Raw genomic sequence first — 21,348 nt, 5'->3', positions numbered from 1 at the left:
GACCATGCAAATTCACGGCCGCAAGATCGGGCTGGACCAGCCCATTTTCCTCATCGCAGGTCCCTGCGTCATCGAGAGCGAGGAGCTGCAGCTCCGTACCGCCGAGCGGCTGAAGGCAATTACCGACAAGCTCGGGATCCTGTTTTTCTTCAAGTCGAGCTTCGACAAGGCAAACCGCTCTTCGGACAAGAGCTTTCGCGGTCCCGGCATGGACGAGGGACTGCGCATCCTCGAGAAGGTCCGCGACGCGCTCGGCGTGCCGGTGTTGACCGATGTCCACGACATTCCGCAGATCAAGCCGGTCGCTGAGGTGGTCGACATTCTTCAGACGCCGGCCTTTCTCGCCCGCCAGACCGACTTCATTCATGCGGTCGCCGCCAGCGGCAAGCCCGTGAACATCAAGAAGGCCCAGTTTATGGCCCCGCACGACATGAAGAACGTGGTCGAGAAGGCGAAGAATGCGGCGCAGGCGGCGGGCATCAACGAAGAGACCATCATGGTCTGCGAACGCGGTGCCTCCTTTGGCTACAACAATCTCGTCTCGGATATGCGCGGCCTCGCCATCATGCGGGAGACTGGTTGTCCGGTCGTGTTCGACGCCACGCACAGCGTGCAATTGCCGGGTGGGCAGGGGACGAGCTCCGGAGGGCAGCGCGAACACGTGCCGGTATTGGCGCGCGCTGCGGTCGCCGCTGGCATCAGCGGTCTCTTCATGGAAACGCACCCCGATCCGTCGCAGGCGCTCAGCGACGGACCGAACGCCTGGCCACTGGACCATATGGAAAGCCTGCTGACCACTCTGGTGACGATCGACAGGACCGTGAAGGAAGCGGGATTCGAGGAAATGGCGCTGTGACGCTCAACACGGTCTTCATCCAGGCCAATGCCCGGCAGATGCTGGGCGCCAAGATCAGCGCGCTCAGCTACAAGAAGGCAAGCCGTCGGCCCGACAGCTTCGACGTCCGGATCATGGATGCGGCCAAATATCCACGCCTGATGCAGGAAGGCCAGTCGATCCTGCGCGCCGGCCATATCCGCGATTGGGATCCGGACGACCTACAGAGCTTCACCCCGCTGCGTTTCGCGCCGCCGAGCCTGATGAAGTTCCGGGGCAGGGCGCTGGTCACCGATCCCGATTGCTTCGGTGTCGGCGATGTTGCGGACCTGTTCGATCGCGACATGAGTGGCAAGGCGATCATGGCGGTCGCCCGGCCCGGCCATAACCGCCGCAATGACTACATCGCCACGTCGGTCATGCTGCTCGACAATGCGAAGTTGAAGCATTGGCAGTTCGATCAGCTGCTGGACGATCTCTTTGCCAAGCGCTTCGATTACATCGACTGGATCGAACTGAAGCGCGAGGACCCGGCGACGATCGGCTTCCTGGAGCCGGAATGGAACGATTTCGACCGGCTGACGCCGGATACCAAGATCCTGCACACGACCAAGCGTCGGACCCAACCTTGGAAGGCCGGGCTGCCAATCGATTACACGTTGCGCGAGCGCGGGCCATTGGATTTCCTGCGCCGGCTGAAGCGACAGCGCTATGAGCGCCACCCCGATTCCAACCAGGAGGCGCTGGTCTATTCGCTGCTCGCCGATCTCGTCGACCGGGGCGACGTTTCCAAGCAGGAGCTGGTGACCGAGATGGCCGCCAATCACGTCCGCCACGATAGCCTTGAACTGGTCGATCGCTACCGTGGCTGGAACGGCCTAGCCGAGGTCGCCTAGCAGGTTCCGGACTGCGCGAGCGGCCGTCTCGACCGGGTTCTCGACCTTGGCGGCGACCGGCGCGTCAACAGTGCCGATGATCTTCTCTTCCTGAAGGTAGTTCCAAAACCTCCTGAGGTCGCGGCGGCGCGCATCGGGTCCGGACTCCAGCGGCGCCTCACCCAGCTTGCGGCGCCCCTTCTCGTCCTGCTGGATCGGCACCAGTCCAACCGGCTTCCCGGTAAGGATTGCCTCCGAAAGCATAGAGACGCTGTCACCGGTGACGAAGATCTCGTCGGCCTGGTCGAGCAGGACAGGAAAACGCGGAAAGGCTCCTTCGACCAGGGTGGACTTCGCCGAAAGGACGCCCCGGACTGCCTTGGAGACTTCGGGATCGGTGCGTCTGCTGGTGGCGACGATGAGCGTGCCGTCGTTCGTTTGGAGGCGCTCTACCGCCTCCGCGACACGTTCAGCCGATAACGACCAGTATTTGGTCGCACCGCCAATTGCGAGCAGCCTTCGTGGTGACGGCAAGGCGGCGAGCCAGGCCGCTTCTTTATCCGTTGCGATGGGGGCAGTCGAAAACCTGCTCATCGCCAACGGCAGCAACAGGACGTTTTCGCCCGGCGGAACGGGATATTGCCGGGTGGTGATGACAAGGTCGAACAGGTTCGGATCGATCCTAGGATGCCCAATGCGGACCAGCTTGGTTTGGCCCCGGCTTTTGCGCTTGATCCAGCGGGCGACAGGCACACTGCGACGGCCGATGGCGATCACCAAGTCGGGCCAAGGCTTGTGGAGTTCCTTTCGACTCTTTGAGTCCAACGTCGCCGCTGTCCCGGGAAGCCAGACACTGAGCGCCTGCAGCGGATTGTAGCTGAGAGTCCGCGTCTCGAAGGGCAGTTCCAGCGCCTCGGCGAGCGCGAGCGCCTGATTGTTGTCGCCGGTTCGAGGTCCGAGCAACACCCAGACTCGAGACCCTCTCATCGCCCTCGGATCCGTCGATGTTCAGTTCTCAAGTAAAAGACCTGAACGCCGACCATCACGAGATTGCCGATTACCATGGCCGCCGCGGCGCCCTGAACATCGAAGCGCCAGCACAGCGGGGCAATTATTGCCAAGTAAACCAAAGTGCCGACGAGACGGGACTTCAACGTCGCGTCGGGGCGGTCGAGGGCGAGAAGCATTGGTATCAACGGAAAGCTCAGAATCGCGATTAGCGGAATTCCGATCATCACAAGGAGGATCGGGTAAACTCCCAGGAAGTCCTTGCCGAACAAGACCCTGATGAGAGGTTCGCCGCCAATAACGAGGATCAGCACCGCAGCCATTCCAAACCCGCCGGCCAATGCCGTGGCGCGAAGCATGAGACGCCACGGATGCTTGGTGGCCGCGTCCATCCTCACGACCTCGGGATAGTAAGCCTTCGCAAGCAAGTCGGCAGGTTTGCGTGCGCTGTCCGCAAGACTGGAGGCAAGGCGGTAAAGAGCGGCGCTGGCGGGTCCAAGTAACCCACCGACAATGAGCCGCGCCAGCGGCCCCCAGGCGCTTTCGAGCGAGTAGGTCAGGTTGGTTTGCACCGCAAAGCGCCAGCCATTCTCCAAGTCACTGGGACGCAGTGTCGGTCGGATTCCTGCGCCTAGTCCCCGCCGGCCAAGCTCTCGCCAGGTGATGAACCACATGTAGAGGTCACCCGCGAGGTCGGTCGCGAACCAGATTGCGACGAATGCCGGAAACGACCAGCCTTGCCAGAAGCCAATGCCGGTCAGGACGCAGCGAGCGATGGGGGTCACTGTCCCCTGCCAACTGATGAGGTCGAACCGATCCATCGACCGCATCATCCCGGTCGGGCTTGAAGCACCCATGGTCGGGACCAGCAGGCAGTAGATAAGCGCGAGATTCAGATACCGGTTGTCGAGCCCAAACCAGCCGCCGATGAAGGGCAAAAGCGCCATAGCGGCGGCCATCCCGACCAGCCCGCTGAGCAAGTCCAGCCCCATGGCAAAGCTGGCTGCATTCTTGAACCCGCGCGGGTCGCCCTTGGCAAGTGCAGCGGCGCCGTATCGTACGACCAACTGCCAGCTCTGGAATTTAGCCAGCCCGTTGGCGGCCTGTGCATAAGAGGCGATCAGGATCAGTGTGCCGAAACCCTGCAGCCCCAATGAACGGCTCGCGAAAGCAAGAGTGCCAATCGCTGCGATGGCTGCAATCCCTTTGGATACAGCGAGATACGATGTATTTTTGAGGAGCGACCGGAAATGCTGGTCGTTGAACCAATGTCTCATTGCAACCCGGTGCGCGAAAAGTCTGGCGGGGAATTAGCTGAAAGCTTGGGCGCTGTCGCCCCCTATGCGCGGTGCTGGAATTGCAGGCGGGACGAAGCGCACCTACATGGCGGCTATGCTTGATCTCGATCGAATTCGCGAAGCACCGGTGACGCAATCGCCCTATCCCTTTTTCGTGGTGCCCCAAGCGGTCAACACGAAGGAGGCCCGCAAGGCGGCCAAGGATTTTCCGGCGATCGAACGTCCCGGCGCTATCGATCTCGAGGACACCGAATATGGTCCCGAATTCGCCTTGCTCGTCGATGACTTGAGAAGCGACGCCTTCCGAAAGCTGGTGGGACAAAAATTTGGCCTCGACCTCGAAGACCGGGATATCGTCATCAACGTTCGCGGACAGATGCGGCTGACCGACGGCAATATTCACACCGATACGCCATCCAAGCTCGTCACGGTCCTGCTATACTTCAATGAGCCGGGGCAGGCGGACGCAACAAGCCTGCGCATCCTCAACAATGGCCGCGACCTCGACGATTACGTCGCCGAAATCCCGCCGGACCTTGGCACCATGGTTGCCTTCAAGGTCACGCCCGACTGCTGGCATGGTCACAAAGCAGTGCCCGGCAAGCGGCTATCACTACAGATGAACTACCTCAGCGGCATCAAGACGCGCGGCAAACACCAACTGGGCCATCGCATCATCGGACGGATGAAACGAAAGCTCGGGCGCTTCATCGGCCAGATGTAAACCCTATTCAGGCCGGTTCGGCGACGCCCTGTTGGACGACCTTGTCGGCCAGGGTGCCGTTGAGCTCGGCCAAATGGTCGAACTCGGCTTCGTAAGTCGCCAGACCCTGGCTGAGCGAGCGCAATTCGGCTTCGAGGCCGGTCAGCTCGGCTTCCGGGATCAAGGCTTCGACACGATCCCAGCCCGGCCAGCCTTCGCGCGGCCCGAGGCCAAGCATCTGACCGCGCCGCGAGGCAACCGTCGAACTGACCCGCGAGGTCGATGCCGACGGCGTGACAACCACGATTTTCTGCACCGGCTCCAAGAGGTGAGGCGTCGCAGCCGCCAGCGCGTCGCTCATCGCGATCCGGCCCGCGGTCCGAAAGGCCAGTTCCGAACTGTCGACCGAATGATAGCTGCCATCCACCAAAGTCACGGAGACATCCACGACCGGGAACCCGCCTAGCGGGCCCTTGTCGAGAGCGTCCTTCACGCCTTGCTCCACTGCCGGGATATACTGGCGCGGGATGGAACCGCCGTGGATCTTTTCCTCGAACTGGAAGCCCTCACCACGCGTCAGGGGCCGGATTTCGATGATGACATCGCCGAACTGGCCGTGGCCGCCCGACTGCTTCTTGTGTCGGCCATGCTGCTTGACCGGCCGGCGGATACTCTCGCGATAGCCGATCGAGCAGGGCTGGGATGAGACTTCAACCCCGTAACGCCGCTTGAGCCGGGCGGTGACAAGGTTGAGATGTTCGTCGTTGACGCCGCGCAGACGGAGTTCGTGGCTGGCGTCGTCATGCTCGATGCTGAGCGCCGAATCCTCTTCGGCAAGCTTGGCGAGCGCGCTCGCGAGCCGGACGTCATCCTTCCGGTCGGCGGGACGGACGGCGATCTTGGCGTTGCGCGCCGGCAATGTGACTTCGAGGTCTGGCGGGAGGGCACCCTTCGACAGCCACTGTCCCGCCTTGAGTTCATCCGCCTTGCCGACGGCGACGATGTCGCCGTTCGAAGCTTTTGCGACCTTGGCGGTCTTTTCGCCCTGAACGGAGAAGAGCGCGCCAAGGCGGACTGCGTCATCGCGACCCTTGAGGTCGACGCCCTCGGCGATCTCGCCGCCAAGGGCCCTCGCGAGCGCCAGACGGCCCACCGACCCGCCATGGTTGATCTTGAAGGCGTAGAGTGACGGATCGCTGACCGATAGGCGACGTGCCGTCGTATCGGGCCCGGGGGCTTCGTGCCGCAAGGCCTTCAGGAGACGGCGAACGCCCCAACTGCTCGATGCCGACCCGAACAGCAAGGACACGCCAAGATTCTCGCCGGTTTCGCGGGCGAGGTCGGTGAAGATGGTGTGCGCTTCCGGCGCCTGGTCCATCAGCAATTGCTCGAGCAATGTGTCATCATGGTCGGCGAGCCGCTCCAGCATTTGCGTGCGGGCCTCCGCCTCGCGCTGCTGGACTTCCTCGGGCATGGCGATCTGCTCGGAGGCGGCTCCGGGCCGGTAATGATAGGCGCGCTCGAGTGCGAGATCGACGAAGCCGGAGATCTTTTCGCCGTCCCAAATCGGAATCTGCCGCGCGATGAGTGGAGAGACGCTCATCGGCTGGAGCGCGGTCAGGAGATCGCGGACCCGGCCGCGGGCCTGGTCGATGCGGTTGACGAAAATGAGGTGCGGGATGCCGAGCTCGTCGAGCATCCGGAGCGCCGGCGCGGCCAAGGCCGCGCGGGCGGGATCGGGATCGACGACGACGATGGCGAGATCGGCGATGGCGACGGCATGGGCGCCGTCGGCCGCGAAGCCGATCGAGCCGGGGACGTCGAGGATGGCGAAATGCTCGCCGAGATAGTCGAAGTTGAGGAGGTTGAGTTCGGTCGAGCCGCCTCTGGCCCGGGCTTCAGGACTCGAATCGCCGACGCTGGATCCGCTGTCGGTCGACCCCTGCCGGTCGGTCGTGCCGGATGCGAAGAGGAGCGCTTCGGCCAGGCTTGTCTTTCCCGCGCCGGCCGGTCCGACCAGCGCGATTACTCGGGTGCCATTTGCAGCTTGTCCAGGCATGCGACTCTCCTTCGTCCGAATGCGGGCGCCGAGTCGCGCGAGGCGCTCAGGGCGCTCTCCAAACATCCAGCGTCGGACTCTTTGCGAACGAAGGCAAGTGGGGATTATCGCGCACACGGAACGGTTTGCCCTTAAGTTCGCAAAAGTCACAAAAGTCTCGGGATGAAGCGCCATTTTACCGCCTTCAGAGCGCGACGATGCGCGGCTGGCAGCGGCCGATGACGGTTTCGACCAGGCGGTCCGCTTCGGCCTGATAGTCGGCCTCGGCCGCTTCAACCCGGCGATCGCGCTCAGCCCGCGCGGCGTCGAGCTCGGCCATGTCCTGGCGATGCAGGCGGCGAGAAACGGCCGTGCGGCGATACCCCTCAATCTCGTTCGGGCGACCACTCAACATGGCAATGGCCAACCGGTCACTCTTCCGATGTTCCACCTTCACCAGCTTGCCGCGGCGATAGACCGGCACCCAGGCGCCGGAGATGGCCCGTTCGAGCGCGTCGCATCTGAGCCTTTCCATGCCGATGTCCAACGCATCGTCCCAGGCCCGTGCAAAATCGTCCGCACCCTCGGCATCGAGCAGCCGATAAGCGGACCGCGCCGTCATGCCGATGGCCTTGGCCGCAGCCGACACGCTGCCGCATTTGGCAAGGGCGGCGATGAATTCGCGCTGGCGCTTCTCCGTCCAGCCGTTCCGCCGCTGGCGGCGCCGGGGGACAGCCGCGAAGTCTATCGCGGGCTCGGCGTCAGGGTCGGTGGCAGCCAGCGCGTCCTGCGGCAGCAGGTCGGGGAATTGCGGTATGTCCATGGTTTCCTCCCAGGCGAAAGCGGGAGGCCCCGAAGGCGTATCAACGAAGGGAAGTGTAGGACAGAAAAATGCTGCGATGCGGTAGTGTCTGCTTTCGACCCAAACCTGCCGCCAGGAGCGAGCGGGAAGGCTATCCAACATCCAGAAGATAGTCCGCCAAGTCTGCGGCTGCTGAAAACGACTGCGGTGAGCGATTATCACCGATGCGCTTGGCGATGTAGTCGAACATTTCGGCCCGTTCCGTCGGTGAAAGAGCTTCCTTCATTTGGGAGTCATACGGCGCAACAATCGGCATCGTTTCATCTGCCGCCAGAGCCACGTCGACCAAGGCTATTGCCGCCTGCAAGGGTGGGAAAAGGCCCCTGTGCTGGAAAGCCAGCGCAAAGGACTCTGCCCACGGAAACACATCGTCGCCGTCTCGTATGGTCTCACGGGCCAACGAATGAAGCCGTCGAAACTCATCCGTCAGTTGCTCGCCAGCGGCGACCCGCGATTCCAAAGCGTGAAAGTCTGCGATTGTCATGGCGAAGGGCTAACCGGCTTAGAGTCCGGTTTCCACCCAAATCGGACTCTTGCACTGCAGCAAAAAGCGCCAGATTCGGACTGGGACGACCTGTTCGAGACGATCAATGCCTGAAGGCAGCGGGATTGACCTGGCGGTCACTTCGTTCCCCGCTTTCGCGGGAATGACGTGGAGAGGCGAATTTCCGGCTTCGCGGGATGAGGTGGAAGGGCTCATGTCCGCTTTCCACGGATTCCTGCCGCTAGATCACTAGAGTCAGTCTTCGACCCAAAGCGGGCTAAACTTTAGACGCGGGCACGCAGGCGTAGGCGCGACATCATCCCCACGATGCTTTCTGCTGACCTTTCGAGCGCCAAGGCAATTTCCGCAGATGACTCTCCGTCATCCAATCGGTTTCGCAGTGCGGAAATGTCGGTCTGCGTCCAGCGTCTCTCGGGTGTCATGCCGTGCCCCTAGCACAGCGCGTCTCAATTACACGATGTTTCAATGACGGCCTTCGACCCATTGCGGACATTAAGGCCGCCGCCAAAATCATAATTCAATCCCCACGAACTCCGCGCCGGCACGATGTCGAGAAAAAGGAGCCAGTTCTCCCGAACTGACTCCTTCCCCCGCTTTTAGCTCTGGCGGCGGAAGCCATTACGCGGCTGCCGCCCCATAAGCTTAGGCAGGCTGGAGCTTCACGGCGCAATCGGCGCCCGCGTCGTTCTTGCCGACCTCATAGGACAGGCGGCGATCGGTCTTCGGAGTCGTTGCGTCGCCCCAATTCACTGCGCTCTTCTCGAAATGCAGCTCGGCATTGCCGTTTTCCGGCTTGATGATGCCCTTGCCACTGACTTCGTCGAACTTTTGGATTTTCCCGAACAACATGATTTGTTCCTTTCAAGGGCCCGCTGCCGGATGGCCCGGGCGATGGCTAGAGAAGCCAAGAGAGGGGGAAAGGAGCGGCTTAGCGCCAAGCACCGTCATTGCGACTGGTAGCCCGACCAAGGTGGCGCTCTTTAATACTGATACAAGGGGGCGCCCCAGGCCACATTGGGGGCTCGTCGTGGCATTCCACCCTCTCGCATCAATAAGCGAGAATCGCGCGCCGCCTTACGTCCGCTTTCGACCCACAGCTGCCATTAGCTAAACTATCTTTGTCATCCCGGCATTCGCGGGGATGACGGGAGGGGGTCTTCAGGCGGCGAGTTGGTCCAGTTGCTCGCTGATTTCCAGCCAGCGGGCTTCGGCGGCTTCCAGGTCCGCCGCAGCCTGGGCACGGCGGCGGCTCAGCTCCGAGATCGGAAGCGAAGCGAGGGTCGGTTCGGCAGCGGCGGGGTTGGCCATGGCCTGGTCAAGCGCCTGGCAGTGCGAGGCGAGGCGGGCGCTTGCGGCTTCGGCTTCGGCGGCGGCTCTCTTGAGCGCGCTGGCATCTTCGCGGGCCTTGTTGTTCGCCTTGCTGTCGGCCTTTGAAAGCTTCGGGCCCTTGTCTGCCTTTGGCTGGTTCCGGCCGAGGATGAAGTCGATGTAGTCGTCGATGCTGCCCGGATAGTCGACGGCGGCCCCCTGATCGACCAGCACCAGGCGGTCGGCGGTCAGTTCGACCATGTGGCGGTCGTGGCTGATGAGGATGACGGCGCCGTCGTAGCCGTTGAGCGCCTGGACGAGCGCCTCGCGGGCATCGACGTCCAAGTGGTTGGTCGGCTCGTCGAGGATGAGCAGGTGCGGTGCGTCGCGCGTGATGAGCGCGAGGGCGAGACGGGCGCGCTCTCCGCCGGATAGCTTGCCGACAAGAGTGGTCGCTTTTTCGCCCGAGAAACCGAAGCGGCCGAGCTGGGCGCGGACGGCGCCGGGCGTGTGGCCCTCCATGGCACGGGTCATGTGCTGGAGCGGCGTTTCGTCGCCGTGGAGCTCTTCGACCTGATACTGGGTGAAATAGCCGACCTTCATCTTGCCCGACGCGTTCATGGCGCCGGCCATGGGCGTAAGCTGGGCGGCGAGGAGGCGGGCGAGCGTGGTCTTGCCGTTGCCGTTGCGGCCGAGCAGCGCGACGCGGTCGTCGGGATCGATGCGCAGGTTCAGCCGCTGCAGGATCGGGGTATCGGCGGCATAGCCGACCGCGGCCATGTCGAGCGTGATCAGCGGCGGGCGAAGCTCGCTGGGGTTGGGGAAGTCGAAGCTGAGGCTTGGGTCTTCGGCGAGGGCGGCGATCGGCTGCATCTTCGTCAGCATCTTGGCGCGCGACTGGGCCTGTTTGGCGGTCGAGGCGCGGGCGCTGTTACGGGCGATATAGTCCTGCAGGCGCGCGCGCTGGGCATCCTGGGCGGCGCTGGCGGCGGCGAGCTGCGCGGCGCGCTCGGCACGCTGCTTCTCGAAGCCGTCGTAATTGCCCGAATAGAGGCTGATCTTGCCACGTTCGAGGTGGAGGATCGTGTCGACGACATTGTTCAGGAGGTCGCGTTCGTGGCTGATGACGACGAGCGTGCCCGCATAGCCCTTCAGGAAATTCTCCAGCCACAAAGTCGCTTCGAGGTCGAGGTGGTTCGACGGCTCGTCGAGCAACAGGATGTCGGGCGCGGAGAAAAGGAGGGCGGCGAGCGCGACGCGCATCTTCCAGCCGCCGGAGTAACTGTCGAGTGGGCGCCCCTGCATTTCGTCATCAAAGCCGAGGCCGAGCAGGATCCGGCCGGCGCGCGACGGGGCGCTGTAGGCGTCGATGGCGAGCAGGCGGTCGTGGATGTCGCCGAGGCGATGGGCATCGGTGCAGTGCTCCGCCTCATCGAGCAGCGCGGCGCGTTCGGTATCGGCGGCGAGGACGGCGTCGAACGGGGTGGTGGTGCCGCTCGGCGCTTCCTGGGCGATGTAGCCGAGCCGCGTGCGGCGGGGCATTTCGATCTCGCCCTCATCTGCCTCGAGCTGGCCGACGATGACTTTCATCAGCGTCGACTTGCCGGCGCCGTTGCGGCCGATCAGCCCGACCTTGCTGCCGGGGGTGATCGACGCCGAAGCGCGGTCGAGGATTGCGCGCCCGCCGAGGCGCACCGTGATACCGTTGATTGTGAGCATGGCGAGGCCCCTAGCGGGCAATCAAGGCAAACCCAAGACGCCCGAAAGGAATTTGGCGGATCAGGCCGCCGGAAGCAGCCGCTGTTCGCCCGCGAGCCTGATCAGCGCGGCCTGCAGCTTCTCGAACGCGCGCACTTCGATCTGGCGGATGCGTTCGCGGCTGACGCCGTAGACCTGGCTCAGGTCTTCAAGCGTCTGGGGCTCGTCGACCAGGCGGCGTTCAGTGAGGATATGGCGCTCGCGCTCGTTCAGGCTCTCCATCGCATTGGCGAGGAGTTCATGGCGAACCTGACGCTCTTCCTCGTCGGCGATGATCTCGTCCTGAAGCGGCTCGTCGGAAACCAGGAAGTCCTGCCACTGGCCTTCGCCGTCCTCGCTGCTGCGCAGCGGGGCGTTGAGGCTGGTGTCGCCGCCCATGCCCATGCGGCGGTTCATCGAGACGACTTCCTCCTCGCTGACGCCGAGATCAGTGGCGATCTTGGTGACGTCCGCGGGCTTCAGGTCGCCCTCGTCGAAGGCGTTGATCTGGTTCTTCATGCGGCGCAGGTTGAAGAAGAGCTTCTTCTGGTTCGCTGTCGTGCCCATCTTCACGAGGCTCCAGGCGCGCAGGATGAATTCCTGGATCGAGGCGCGGATCCACCACATGGCGTAGGTGGCGAGGCGGAAGCCCCGGTCCGGCTCGAACTTCTTGACGCCCTGCATCAGCCCGACATTGCCCTCGGAAATGAGGTCGCTGACCGGCAGGCCATAGCCGCGGTAGCCCATGGCGATCTTCGCCACGAGGCGAAGGTGGGAGTTGACGAGCTTCGCCGCCGCATCCGTGTCGTTATGCTCGCGCCAGCGCTTGGCGAGCATATACTCTTCCTCCGGCGCTAGGATCGGGAACTTCTTGATTTCGGCAAGGTAGCGGTTGAGCCCGGCTTCCCCGCCCGAAGCGGGGATCGAGATCGCGCGTTTTGCTGCTTGTGCCATGCTCTTCGTCATTCTCCCTGCGCCGGGACCGTCTGTGCGGCCCCTAGCCGTTGAATTCTTATACACCAAGTGCCGTGAACAGTTCCTGCATGTCCGACGGAAGGGCGCTCTCGAACGACAAACGTGCCTTCGTTACGGGGTGAGTGAACCCAAGGCCGGCAGCGTGAAGCGCCTGGCGATGGAAGTCCAATTGATTAAGCAACTTTCTGTGAACGCTTTTCCCGCGCCCATAGACGGGGTCGCCCAATAATGGATGGCCGATGGAGGCCATGTGAACCCGCACCTGGTGGGTGCGGCCGGTCTCAAGCCGGCATTCGACCAGGGCCGCATTCTTAAGAACCTTCAGGCGCTTCCAGTGCGTTACTGCGCGCTTGCCGCGATTGCCTTCGACGATGGCAATCTTCTTGCGATCGTGCGCCGAGCGGGCGAGCGGGGCGTCGACCTTGCCCTCCGCGGTCATCGGCACACCGTTGACGATGGCGAGGTAGCGCCTGTCGATGCTGTGCGCCGCGAACTGCTTGGCGAGGCCTTCGTGCGCGACATCGGTCTTGGCGACGACGAGTAGCCCCGACGTATCCTTGTCGATGCGATGGACAATTCCCGGTCTTGCCACTCCGCCGATCCCCGAAAGACGGCCGGCGCAGTGGTGGAGCAAGGCGTTGACCAGGGTCCCTTCGCGATTGCCCGCTGCAGGGTGGACGACCAGGCCCGCTGGTTTGTCGACGACGAGGAGATGCTCGTCCTCGAAGACAATGTTCAGCGGGATGTCCTGCGGCGCGTTATGCGCCGGCTCGGGCGCGGGGATAGCGAGGCTGAAGCTTTCGCCGCCCTTCACCTTGGCGGACGGGTCGCGGACGGCTGTGCCTTCGCGCTCCAGTGCGCCCGCGTTGATCAGGGCCTTGAGGCGCTCGCGCGACATGGTCGGAACCGCATCGGCGAGTGCACGGTCGAGCCGCCAGCCCGCATGGCCGGCGTCGAGCGAGACAGATATGATGCTGTGCCCCCCGGCCATTCCCTACAAATGTGGTATGATTTCAATTCGATTCAAGGGGCCCGGAGTGGCTACGAGGCGAAGTCCCTCTCGAACGCTTCCGCCTCGCTGATCGCGCCAACCTGTTCGAGGAGGCGCTCGACATCGGCATGAAGCGCCTGGAGCTGGGTCGTCAGCGCCGCGCGGGCCGCGGGCGACTCATCCTCGCGCAGTTCCTGCTCGGAGACGCGGTCGATCGCGAAACGGAGCTCGCGGATGGCCGAGACCAGCTGTTCGGTTGGCTTCATGACGTCAGCAAAAATCGGCTCCTTCGCGCCAATAGTCAACAAAGCAGGTTAAATCTGGGCGGGTTGCGCTCCGGCGGAGGTTGAAGCATCAACCGGACCCATGAACGCCGTCGACCTCGCCAGCCTGCTCTGCTCCCGCTTGTGCCACGACCTGCTTTCGCCGGTCGGGGCGCTGAATAACGGCCTCGAACTGATGGCCGACGAGCAGGACCCGGAGATGCGCGAGCGTTGCCTGGAGCTGCTCAACGAGAGCGCCCGAGCGTCGGCAAGCAAGCTGAAATTCTTCCGGCTGGCGTTTGGCGCCGCCGGCGGGTTCGGTGACCAGATCGATACCCGGGAAGCGCGGGCAGCGCTGGAAGGGCTGTTCGGCGCCGATAAGCGCGTCCAACTCGGATGGATGGTCGCCGACGACGAGCTTCCGAAAGGGGCGGTCAAGCTGCTCCTCAACCTCGCGCTGATCGCCGGCGATGCCTTGGTCCGCGGCGGCCGGCTGGATGTCGGGGCAGAGCGAGGGAATGGCGGGCTGGAACTGGTCATCCGTGCCGAAGGGCCGCGCATCCTGCTGGACCCGACGCTTCGTGAAACGATCGCCAAAGGCAGTAGCGACGGCAATGTTGAGCCGCGCGCTGCAGGAGCGTGGCTGGCGCATGAGTTGGCGAACCAGGCACGCGGCGAAATCCGGCTCTCGGGCCCGGCCGACGAGGTGCTTTTGATCGGCGTCACGCTTCCCAACCAGGGATAACGGCGCGTTAACTCCTTAGCCCCATAAGGCGGCGCTGAACACGAGCGCGAGGCCTTCAACGCCAATGGATGACCTGATTGCCGATTTCGTGGCCGAGTGCCGGGAAATGTTGGAAGCGCTGGGCGGCGAAATCGTTGCCTGGGAAGCCCAGCCCGATGATCGCGCGCGCCTCGATTCCATCTTCCGCTTCGTCCACACCGTGAAAGGCAATTGCGGCTTTTTCGATTTCCCGCGGCTTGAGGCGCTGAGCCACGCGGCCGAGGATGCATTGGCCGACGTCCGCGCTAGCCGGCGCACCCCGGATGCCGCGCTGGTCAGCGCCGTTCTGGCAATCATCGACCGCATCGGCGAGATGATCGGCTGCATTGAGGCCGGTGAAGACTTTCCAGCCGGCGACGACAGCAGCCTGATCGCTGCGCTCGCGCCCGGAGCTGAAGGCGCTGCTGCACCGGTTGCCGCCGCCATCGCGGAAGGGAAGGGTGGGGCTGCCTCCGCGCCGCGCACGATTCGCCTGTCAGTGGAATTGCTCGACCGGGTCATGAGCGGCGTGTCGGACATGGTGCTGGCCCGCAATGAACTGGCCCGCCGCCTCCGCGAGACTCCAACCGACGTTACCGTCGACGGCGCCTTTGAGCGCCTGTCCGGCATCATCGCGGAAATGCGCGACGCCATCACCCGGACGCGCATGCAGCGGATCGAAAACCTCTTCGTCGCCCTGCCGCGCATGGTCCGCGACCTGTCGGCCGAGCTCGGCAAGCAGGTGCTTGTCGATATCGACGGTGGCGATGTCGAGCTGGACCGCGAGATGATCGAGATGATCCGCGATCCGTTGACGCACATCATCCGAAACGCCGTCGATCACGGCATTGAGACGCCGGCCGACCGCATCAAAGGCGGCAAGCGCGAGATTGGCTTGCTTTGCGTTTCAGCTCGTCAATCCGGCAACCAGATCCTCATCGACATTGTCGACGACGGTCGCGGCATCGACGGGAAGAAGCTGGTCGAGAAGGCGATCTCTTCCGGAGCGCTCGGCAAAGCCGAGGCGTCGGCGCTGTCGCCGCGCGAGCAACTCGCACTGATCTTTGAAGCCGGCCTGTCCACCGCCAAGGAAGTCACCGCCATTTCCGGACGCGGTGTCGGCATGGACGTCGTCCGGTCGAACGTCGAGCGGATTGGCGGTATCGTCGAGGTCGACAGCAAGCTCGGCGAGGGGACTCGCATGACCTTGCGCGTGCCGCTGACCCTGACAATCATTCCGGCACTGACCGTTTCCATCGCCAACCAGCATTTCGCCATCCCGCGCTCGGCAATCGAAGAAATCGTGCGGGTCAACGGCGGTTCGGTAACCCTCGACCGTATCGGCGGAGCGGGCGTCGCGACGATCCGCGGCCGCCGCGTGCCCGAGGTTTCGCTTGCCGAGGTCCTCGGCCTCCAAAGCGGAGTTTCCGACGAGGAAGGCAGCCTGGTCGTGCTGCGTCCCGCAGGCGGCGACGTCTATGCGCTGGCGGTCGATCGAATCCACGATCACGAGGAACTGGTCGTGAAGCCGGCCGCCCCGGCGGTTATGGCGACCGGGCTTTATGCGGGCACTACGCTTGCCGATGACGGCAGCCCAATCCTTCTGTTCGATCCCGCGGGTGTCGCCCAGGTCGGCGGAGTGAAGCTTGAAGCGCAGGAGCGCTCGGCTCGCGTCGTTGAGGTGGCAACCACTACTGCCCAGCGCGACAACAGCGTGTTGCTGTTCCGGGGCCTCGACGGTGGTCGCCGGGCGCTTCGCCTGGCTGTCGTCGACCGTATCGAAGAAGTCGATCGCAAGGCTGTGCGAAAGGCTGCTGGACAGCTTCGAGTCCAGCTCGGGGATACCATCCTGCCGCTCGCCGGCGCCGAGGCGCTCGAGAAGGGCGAAGAGAAGGTTCGAGTCTTCCGCCTCAACGATGGCAGCCACGAAATCGGCTACGCTTTCAGGGAAGTCATCGACCTCATGCCGATGGATGGCGAGCTGATCCCGGCCGACAATCCTGGTGCAGTCAGCGGCGTCACATTGATCGGCGAAGAGCCGGCGGAACTGGTGGACGCTCACTGGCTCTTCTCCAACCATCTGGGCGCGGCCGTGAAGCCGGCCGATCGTGGCGTTTGTCGCCTGCCAAGCGACGACCCCTGGATGCAGAATATGCTTCGACCGATCGTCGAGGCCGCTGGCTATGTCGTGATTGGCGAGGAAGACGAGCTGATCCCCGACCTGGTCATCGCGTCCGATGACAGGCCGGTCGAGAGCTCCGACAAGGCCAAGACCATCGTCCTTCGGTCCGATCCTGAAGGTGAAGATGGCGAGTCCATCTATCGTTACGACCGCGCCGGCCTGCTGATGGCCCTCAAGGCTGCCTCAGGGAGGGGCAAATGAACGAGCTCCTGTTGATCGTTACCGTCGGCGGTAGCCGCGTTGCGCTTCCTGCGGCCGCAGTTGAGTCCGTGGTTGAACTGGACACCCTGATTCCTGTGCCGCGCGCTCCGGCCCACGTGGCTGGCCTGTCGGCGCTGCGCAGCAGAGTGCTGACGGTGATCGACTGCATGCAATCCCTGGAGCTCGGCGCGACCGATTGCACCAACGGCATTCGTGAAGCAGCGGTCGTCGAGGTCGATGGCCACCATTACGCGCTCATCGTCGATGTCGTTGAGGACGTCGTGGAAGCCCTGTCCGACCCCTCTGCCGTCCGCGCCGCAATGGGCGCCGGCTGGGAGCGGGTGTCGAAAGGCATGGTCGAAACAGAGGAAGGCCCGTTGCTCCTGATCGACATCGAAAAGCTGATTGCCGGCACCGCGACAGAAGCGCGCGCGGCTTAAGCCAAAAGTTACCCTTAATAGCTACACCCACACCGAACCGGACGGAAAACGAACATGAAGACCTGCCTGATTGTTGATGACAGCAAGGTGATCCGCAAGGTTGCCCGGCATATCCTGGAGACGCTTGAGTTCCAGGTCGATGAAGCCGGCGACGGCCGCGAGGCACTGACCCGCTGCGAGGCCTCAATGCCGGATGTCGTCCTGCTGGACTGGAATATGCCGGTCATGAGCGGCATGGAATTCCTGAAGCTGCTTCGCCAGCGCGGCCATGCCGACCAGCCGAAAGTCGTGTTCTGCACCACCGAGAATGACATGGCGCATATCCGCGCGGCTCTGGAAGCCGGTGCGGATGAGTATGTGATGAAGCCTTTCGACCGCGAGACGCTCCACATCAAGCTCCAGCTCGTCGGCGTCGCCTGAGGCGGCGCTCGTGAAATCTTCGCTCGCCAGGACGGGGCCAGGCTACGGACGGGGGGAAGCACCTCGCATCCGCCTGATGGTCGTCGACGACTCCATGGTCGCCCGCGCCGTGCTGACGCGCATGCTGGAGGCCGACGGCGGCTTCGAGATTGCCGCCGTTGCCGGGACTGCCGAAGACGCGATCGACGCACTGGCGCAGGTCCGCGTCGACATCATTCTCCTCGACCTGGAAATGCCGGGCGCGGGCGGCCTCAAGTCCATTCCGAAAATCCTTGAAGCTGCGCACGGCGCCCAAGTGATGATCGTCTCTTCGCTGGCCGAGGAAGGTGCCGAGGAAACGGTTGCCGCTCTCGCCCTTGGCGCCGCCGACACGATCCCGAAGCCGGGCACGGGCCGCTTCAACGGTCGTTTCTCGGAAGTGCTGATGGCGAAGCTGCGAGCGCTGGGCCGGGTCGAAAACCAGCACCCGGCGCCGCCGCGTTCCGTCGCCTCGATACCGACCCGCGTGATGCCATTGCGGGCCGAGGCAGTTGGCACCCTCCGGCTGGTCGCCATCGGCGCTTCGACCGGCGGCATTCACGCACTGTCGACCTTCTTCGACGCATTGCCGTCGAAGATCGGCGTGCCGATCCTGGTCACCCAGCACCTGCCCGCGCCCTTCATGAGCGTCTTTGCGCGCCAGCTCAGTAACGCCTCCGGCCGGGAGGCGATCGTCGCCGAAGATGGCCTGCGCCTGCTTCCCGACCGCATCGTCATTGCGCCCGGCGATGCGCACCTGACGGTCGACATTTCTGGCGGCCGGTTGATCGCCCGACTGACGCGCAACCGGGTATCGAGCGGTTGCCTGCCTTCAGTGGACCCCATGCTGACCTCGGCCGCAACATTGCTGGGTTCCGAAGCGCTGGGCATCGTCCTTACCGGAATGGGGCGCGATGGCCTGGAAGGCGCGATGGCGCTGATTGCCGCCGGCGGGTCTGTCATCGTCCAGGACGAAGCCACCTCAGCCGTTTGGGGTATGCCGCGCGCGGTCGCCGACGCGGGCCTTGCCTGCGCCGTGCTGCCGCCTGCCAAGATCGCCCGCCGCGTCGCGGCAAGGGCGGGAGCCGATTGATGCAGGTCAGCGATAGCTCCAGCCGCATCCTCGCCGGCCTGTTGGAAGCGCGTACCGGCCAACAACTTACGATGAACCGGCGCTGGCGGATCGAGACGGCCGTCGCCGGACTGCTGCGCGAGCGCGGAATCGCCACGTTGGACGAGCTCATCACCATCCTTGTAATGGGCCGCGAACCGGCCCTGGCGAACCATGTCGTCGAGGCGCTGTTGAACAACGAAACTTATTTCTTCCGCGACCGGCAGCCGTTCGACCTCCTGGCCGCGCAGGCCCTGCCGGCACTCGCCATCGCACGTGCGGACAAGAAAAGGCTGCGCATCTGGTCTGCAGGCTGCTCGACGGGGCAGGAGGTCTATTCGCTCTCCATGCTGTTCGCCGAAAATCCGATGCAGTGGGCCGGATGGACGATCGATATTCTCGGGACGGACGTGTCCAGCGCGGTCGTCGACCGTGCGCGCAGCGGCACCTACACGCAGTTCGAAGTCCAGCGCGGGCTCGGCATCACCCAGATGATCCGTTGGTTCGAGGAATGCGACGCCGGCTGGCGGGCCGTCGAGCCGCTCCGCAAGCCGGTTCGTTTCCAGGTGCACAACCTCCTCGAGCCGCCGCCGCATCCCGGCCAGTTCGACATCGTCCTCTGCCGGAACGTGCTGCTGTACCTCAGCGCCGAGAAGCGGACTCTTGCCTTTGAACGGTTGGCCTCCGCCCTCGCGCCGGACGGAGCGCTGATGCTCGGCGCGGGCGAGACGGTGATCGGCCAGACGAAGAAGCTTGCCGCGGATCGCGATTGTCGCGGCCTTTATCGCCTCACCGAGGATCCCAACGCCGACCGCCGCGAGCCGCGCGTCGCCTGAGGACTTGACGCCGCACCCGTAAAAGTGACGGATGTCCGCCATGGACTTCGTCGATCGCCCATCGCCCAATTATGACGAGCGGGCGCTGCCGGTGACCATGATTGTCCTCCATTATACGGGCATGCCCGACTGCCAGGGGGCAATGGACCGGCTGACCTCGCCGGAAGCGAAGGTCTCGGCCCACTATTGCGTCGACGAAGACGGCACCGTCTACAGGCTGGTCGACGAGGCCAAGCGCGCCTGGCACGCCGGCAAGAGCTATTGGCGCGGGGTGACGGACGTGAATTCCGCCAGCGTCGGCATCGAGATCGTCAATCCCGGCCATGAATTCGGCTATCGCCCTTTTCCAGACGAGCAGGTCGCGGCGCTGATCCCGCTCGTCTCCGACATCAAGGAACGCCACGGCGTCAGTCGCGGCAATGTCGTCGGCCACAGCGACGTCGCACCCGCGCGTAAGGAGGACCCCGGCGAACTCTTCCCCTGGGACGCCTTCGCCAAGCGGCGCCTGGCGCTGCCGAGCCCGACCCGCGACCTCATGGACCCCTTCTGGACGGACGCCGGCTTCCTGCTCGCGCTGGAGCGGTTCGGCTATGAAGTGACGGACAGCCAGAAGGCGGTGATCGCCTTCCAGCGCCGCTTCCGCCCCGACCGGATCGACGGCATCATCGACGGCGAATGCCGGGCCAAATTGCTCGCGCTCTTGTTGCCAAGACCGCAGTAGCAGCGCATCACTCGTCGCTCCTTGGGGGAGACTATTCATGCGCTGGTGGATCGTGTCTCTGGTTGCGGCCGGATTGTCTTCGGCGGTGCCGGCCCAGGCGGCAAGCCACGGCCATTACCTCTTCGTATGGACCGCCGATCAGGCCAAGGTGAGCAACGACTTCCTGGCGGTGATCGATGCCGACCCGGCTTCACCCCATTACGGCAAGCTCGTCGCGGGTGTAGGCACCGACATCAAATCGGTCCGTATCCACCATACCGAATATGAAATGCCAGCCAGCGGCATGCTGTTCGCCAACGATCATGATTCCAATCAGACGGTCGTCTTCGATCTTCGCGATCCCCTGAAACCCAGCGTCGCTGCGCGCTTTTCCAGCCTGGCCGGCTACGGAATGCCGCACAGTTTCCTGCGCCTGCCCAACGGCAACGTCCTCGCCAGCTTCCAGTTCGGCGATCACACTGGCCACGGCGACCACAAGGCGATGATGAACGGCAAGTCCGGCGGGCTGGTCGAAATCGACGATGCCGGCAAGGCCATCCGCGCGGTCGGCAATGCCGACCCGGCGCTGCCGGAAGACGGCCTCTTGCCCTACAGCCTCGCCGTCCTCCCCAAGATCGACCGGGTGGTCGTTACGAACAGCCCGATGCAGGACGCCTACCTGTTGTCGAGCAACACCTATCAAATCTTCCGACTGTCCGACCTCAAGCTTTTGGGCACGTACCGGCTCGATCCGGGTCCCACTGGCAACGGCAATGTCGCGCCGGAGGAGGCGCGCGTCGCTGCTGACGGCTCGGTCTATGTCCAGACCCTGTCTTGCGGTATTCAACGCATTACCGGCCTCGATACGCCCGAACCAAAAGCGAAGCTGGTCCACAAGTTTCCGGGCGATTTCTGTGGCGTTCCGACGATCGTCGGCCGCTACCTTGTCCAAAGCGTGCCCACGATCCACGGTTTCGCAGTTCTGGACATCGGCAATCCCGACGCCGTCCGCGAAGTTTCGCGCCTGACCATCGATGGGGATTTCAGCCCGCACTGGACCGCCTGGGATGCAAAGGCGAAGCGCCTCGTCATCACCTCGGGCAGGCAGGGTGACCGCCTCTATCTCCTCAAGCTTGACCAGAAGACGGGCGCCCTCAGCATCGATGATGGATTCCGCGACACCGACGGCAAACGCGGCTTCAGCTTCGCCACCCGAAAATGGCCACACGGCTGGACCGGGGAAGGCACTCCCCACGGCGCGGTCTTTTCGCGCTAGTTC

21 protein-coding genes are annotated in these 21,348 nt (G+C 63.8%); 11 read left to right on the top strand and 10 right to left on the bottom strand.

Annotated elements, in window-relative coordinates:
* Positions 1-4 precede the first annotated feature (4 nt).
* Positions 5-856, top strand: coding sequence for a 3-deoxy-8-phosphooctulonate synthase (gene kdsA / locus LZ536_RS02480; protein ID WP_249846718.1), 852 nt, complete (start codon positions 5-7; stop codon positions 854-856).
* Complete coding sequence (locus LZ536_RS02475; RefSeq protein ID WP_249846717.1) at positions 853-1,731, top strand: glycosyltransferase family protein; 879 nt, start codon at positions 853-855, stop codon at positions 1,729-1,731. Before kdsA ends, LZ536_RS02475 begins: the two co-directional genes overlap by 4 nt.
* On the opposite strand, the gene LZ536_RS02470 is transcribed toward LZ536_RS02475, so the two are convergent.
* Together LZ536_RS02470 and LZ536_RS02465 are read right to left on the bottom strand one after the other, a co-directional pair.
* Positions 1,714-2,697, bottom strand: a complete 984-nt coding sequence (locus LZ536_RS02470) for an ELM1/GtrOC1 family putative glycosyltransferase (protein WP_249846716.1) — start codon at positions 2,695-2,697, stop codon at positions 1,714-1,716. The two genes, LZ536_RS02475 and LZ536_RS02470, sit on opposite strands and share 18 nt — an antisense overlap.
* The gene (locus LZ536_RS02465) at positions 2,694-3,995 is read right to left on the bottom strand and encodes a lipopolysaccharide biosynthesis protein (RefSeq protein WP_249846715.1); all 1,302 of its coding nucleotides are present in this window, start codon (positions 3,993-3,995) and stop codon (positions 2,694-2,696) included. The genes LZ536_RS02470 and LZ536_RS02465 overlap by 4 nt, the downstream gene beginning before the upstream one ends.
* Positions 3,996-4,101: 106 nt before the next feature.
* On the opposite strand from LZ536_RS02465, the gene LZ536_RS02460 reads away from it, so the two are divergent.
* Positions 4,102-4,740 carry a 2OG-Fe(II) oxygenase family protein gene (locus LZ536_RS02460; protein WP_249846714.1) on the top strand — a complete coding sequence of 213 codons (639 nt, stop codon included), beginning with the start codon at positions 4,102-4,104 and terminating at the stop codon, positions 4,738-4,740.
* 7 nt (positions 4,741-4,747) lie between these two features.
* On the opposite strand, the gene LZ536_RS02455 is transcribed toward LZ536_RS02460, so the two are convergent.
* The 8 genes from LZ536_RS02455 to LZ536_RS02420 form a co-directional block, all read right to left on the bottom strand.
* Positions 4,748-6,778 (bottom strand): elongation factor G, encoded by a 2,031-nt coding sequence (locus LZ536_RS02455; protein WP_249846713.1) that lies wholly within the window; start codon positions 6,776-6,778, stop codon positions 4,748-4,750.
* Between the two features lie 184 nt (positions 6,779-6,962).
* Positions 6,963-7,580: a hypothetical protein gene (locus tag LZ536_RS02450; protein ID WP_249846712.1), complete on the bottom strand. Its 618-nt coding sequence runs from the start codon at positions 7,578-7,580 to the stop codon at positions 6,963-6,965.
* A 130-nt stretch (positions 7,581-7,710) separates the two neighbouring features.
* Positions 7,711-8,103, bottom strand: a complete 393-nt coding sequence (locus tag LZ536_RS02445) for a hypothetical protein (RefSeq protein WP_249846711.1) — start codon at positions 8,101-8,103, stop codon at positions 7,711-7,713.
* Positions 8,104-8,766: 663 nt separating this feature from the next.
* Positions 8,767-8,973, bottom strand: a complete 207-nt coding sequence (locus LZ536_RS02440) for a S1 domain-containing protein (RefSeq protein WP_249846710.1) — start codon at positions 8,971-8,973, stop codon at positions 8,767-8,769.
* Between the two features lie 309 nt (positions 8,974-9,282).
* Positions 9,283-11,151: an ABC-F family ATP-binding cassette domain-containing protein gene (locus tag LZ536_RS02435; RefSeq protein WP_249846709.1), complete on the bottom strand. Its 1,869-nt coding sequence runs from the start codon at positions 11,149-11,151 to the stop codon at positions 9,283-9,285.
* A 60-nt stretch (positions 11,152-11,211) separates the two neighbouring features.
* Positions 11,212-12,123, bottom strand: coding sequence for an RNA polymerase sigma factor RpoH (rpoH, locus tag LZ536_RS02430; RefSeq protein WP_249846708.1), 912 nt, complete (start codon positions 12,121-12,123; stop codon positions 11,212-11,214).
* Positions 12,124-12,181: 58 nt separating this feature from the next.
* A complete protein-coding gene (locus LZ536_RS02425) occupies positions 12,182-13,135 on the bottom strand; it encodes an RluA family pseudouridine synthase (RefSeq protein ID WP_249846707.1) in 954 nt (317 codons plus the stop codon).
* 50 nt (positions 13,136-13,185) lie between these two features.
* Positions 13,186-13,401: a hypothetical protein gene (locus LZ536_RS02420; RefSeq protein WP_249846706.1), complete on the bottom strand. Its 216-nt coding sequence runs from the start codon at positions 13,399-13,401 to the stop codon at positions 13,186-13,188.
* Between the two features lie 100 nt (positions 13,402-13,501).
* Here LZ536_RS02420 and LZ536_RS02415 point away from each other — a divergent pair, with 100 nt between their 5' ends.
* From LZ536_RS02415 to LZ536_RS02380, 8 genes are all read left to right on the top strand, one after another.
* Positions 13,502-14,143, top strand: coding sequence for a histidine phosphotransferase family protein (locus LZ536_RS02415; protein WP_249846705.1), 642 nt, complete (start codon positions 13,502-13,504; stop codon positions 14,141-14,143).
* Positions 14,144-14,207: 64 nt separating this feature from the next.
* Positions 14,208-16,544 (top strand): chemotaxis protein CheA, encoded by a 2,337-nt coding sequence (locus LZ536_RS02410; protein ID WP_249846704.1) that lies wholly within the window; start codon positions 14,208-14,210, stop codon positions 16,542-16,544.
* The gene (locus tag LZ536_RS02405; protein WP_249846703.1) at positions 16,541-16,984 is read left to right on the top strand and encodes a chemotaxis protein CheW; all 444 of its coding nucleotides are present in this window, start codon (positions 16,541-16,543) and stop codon (positions 16,982-16,984) included. The genes LZ536_RS02410 and LZ536_RS02405 overlap by 4 nt, the downstream gene beginning before the upstream one ends.
* A 54-nt stretch (positions 16,985-17,038) precedes the next feature.
* On the top strand, positions 17,039-17,404 hold the full coding sequence (locus LZ536_RS02400; RefSeq protein ID WP_249846702.1) for a response regulator: 366 nt from the start codon (positions 17,039-17,041) through the stop codon (positions 17,402-17,404).
* Between the two features lie 10 nt (positions 17,405-17,414).
* Positions 17,415-18,515, top strand: coding sequence for a chemotaxis-specific protein-glutamate methyltransferase CheB (gene cheB, locus LZ536_RS02395; protein WP_249846701.1), 1,101 nt, complete (start codon positions 17,415-17,417; stop codon positions 18,513-18,515).
* The gene (locus tag LZ536_RS02390) at positions 18,515-19,369 is read left to right on the top strand and encodes a CheR family methyltransferase (RefSeq protein ID WP_249846700.1); all 855 of its coding nucleotides are present in this window, start codon (positions 18,515-18,517) and stop codon (positions 19,367-19,369) included. Before cheB ends, LZ536_RS02390 begins: the two co-directional genes overlap by 1 nt.
* A gap of 40 nt (positions 19,370-19,409) precedes the next feature.
* On the top strand, positions 19,410-20,090 hold the full coding sequence (locus LZ536_RS02385; protein WP_249848535.1) for an N-acetylmuramoyl-L-alanine amidase: 681 nt from the start codon (positions 19,410-19,412) through the stop codon (positions 20,088-20,090).
* Between the two features lie 37 nt (positions 20,091-20,127).
* Positions 20,128-21,345 (top strand): selenium-binding family protein, encoded by a 1,218-nt coding sequence (locus tag LZ536_RS02380; protein WP_249846699.1) that lies wholly within the window; start codon positions 20,128-20,130, stop codon positions 21,343-21,345.
* Positions 21,346-21,348: the final 3 nt, after the last annotated feature.

This window comes from Sphingomonas alba (assembly GCF_023516555.1).
Lineage (GTDB): Bacteria > Pseudomonadota > Alphaproteobacteria > Sphingomonadales > Sphingomonadaceae > Sphingomicrobium > Sphingomicrobium album.
The sequence above is the reverse complement of the archived record's forward strand: the minus strand, read 5'-3'. Positions and strand labels throughout refer to the sequence as shown.

Coding starts and splice junctions, on each gene's coding strand:
- LZ536_RS02400 (WP_249846702.1), top strand. CDS start 17,039: ATGAAGACCTGCCTGATTGTTGATGACAGCAAGGTGATCCGCAAGGTT.
- LZ536_RS02445 (WP_249846711.1), bottom strand. CDS start 8,103: ATGACAATCGCAGACTTTCACGCTTTGGAATCGCGGGTCGCCGCTGGC.
- LZ536_RS02465 (WP_249846715.1), bottom strand. CDS start 3,995: ATGAGACATTGGTTCAACGACCAGCATTTCCGGTCGCTCCTCAAAAAT.
- LZ536_RS02415 (WP_249846705.1), top strand. CDS start 13,502: ATGAACGCCGTCGACCTCGCCAGCCTGCTCTGCTCCCGCTTGTGCCAC.
- LZ536_RS02405 (WP_249846703.1), top strand. CDS start 16,541: ATGAACGAGCTCCTGTTGATCGTTACCGTCGGCGGTAGCCGCGTTGCG.
- LZ536_RS02425 (WP_249846707.1), bottom strand. CDS start 13,135: ATGGCCGGGGGGCACAGCATCATATCTGTCTCGCTCGACGCCGGCCAT.
- LZ536_RS02390 (WP_249846700.1), top strand. CDS start 18,515: ATGCAGGTCAGCGATAGCTCCAGCCGCATCCTCGCCGGCCTGTTGGAA.
- LZ536_RS02440 (WP_249846710.1), bottom strand. CDS start 8,973: ATGTTGTTCGGGAAAATCCAAAAGTTCGACGAAGTCAGTGGCAAGGGC.
- LZ536_RS02450 (WP_249846712.1), bottom strand. CDS start 7,580: ATGGACATACCGCAATTCCCCGACCTGCTGCCGCAGGACGCGCTGGCT.
- LZ536_RS02410 (WP_249846704.1), top strand. CDS start 14,208: ATGGATGACCTGATTGCCGATTTCGTGGCCGAGTGCCGGGAAATGTTG.
- LZ536_RS02385 (WP_249848535.1), top strand. CDS start 19,410: ATGGACTTCGTCGATCGCCCATCGCCCAATTATGACGAGCGGGCGCTG.
- kdsA (WP_249846718.1), top strand. CDS start 5: ATGCAAATTCACGGCCGCAAGATCGGGCTGGACCAGCCCATTTTCCTC.
- LZ536_RS02455 (WP_249846713.1), bottom strand. CDS start 6,778: ATGCCTGGACAAGCTGCAAATGGCACCCGAGTAATCGCGCTGGTCGGA.
- LZ536_RS02470 (WP_249846716.1), bottom strand. CDS start 2,697: ATGAGAGGGTCTCGAGTCTGGGTGTTGCTCGGACCTCGAACCGGCGAC.
- LZ536_RS02460 (WP_249846714.1), top strand. CDS start 4,102: ATGGCGGCTATGCTTGATCTCGATCGAATTCGCGAAGCACCGGTGACG.
- LZ536_RS02380 (WP_249846699.1), top strand. CDS start 20,128: ATGCGCTGGTGGATCGTGTCTCTGGTTGCGGCCGGATTGTCTTCGGCG.
- rpoH (WP_249846708.1), bottom strand. CDS start 12,123: ATGGCACAAGCAGCAAAACGCGCGATCTCGATCCCCGCTTCGGGCGGG.
- LZ536_RS02420 (WP_249846706.1), bottom strand. CDS start 13,401: ATGAAGCCAACCGAACAGCTGGTCTCGGCCATCCGCGAGCTCCGTTTC.
- LZ536_RS02435 (WP_249846709.1), bottom strand. CDS start 11,151: ATGCTCACAATCAACGGTATCACGGTGCGCCTCGGCGGGCGCGCAATC.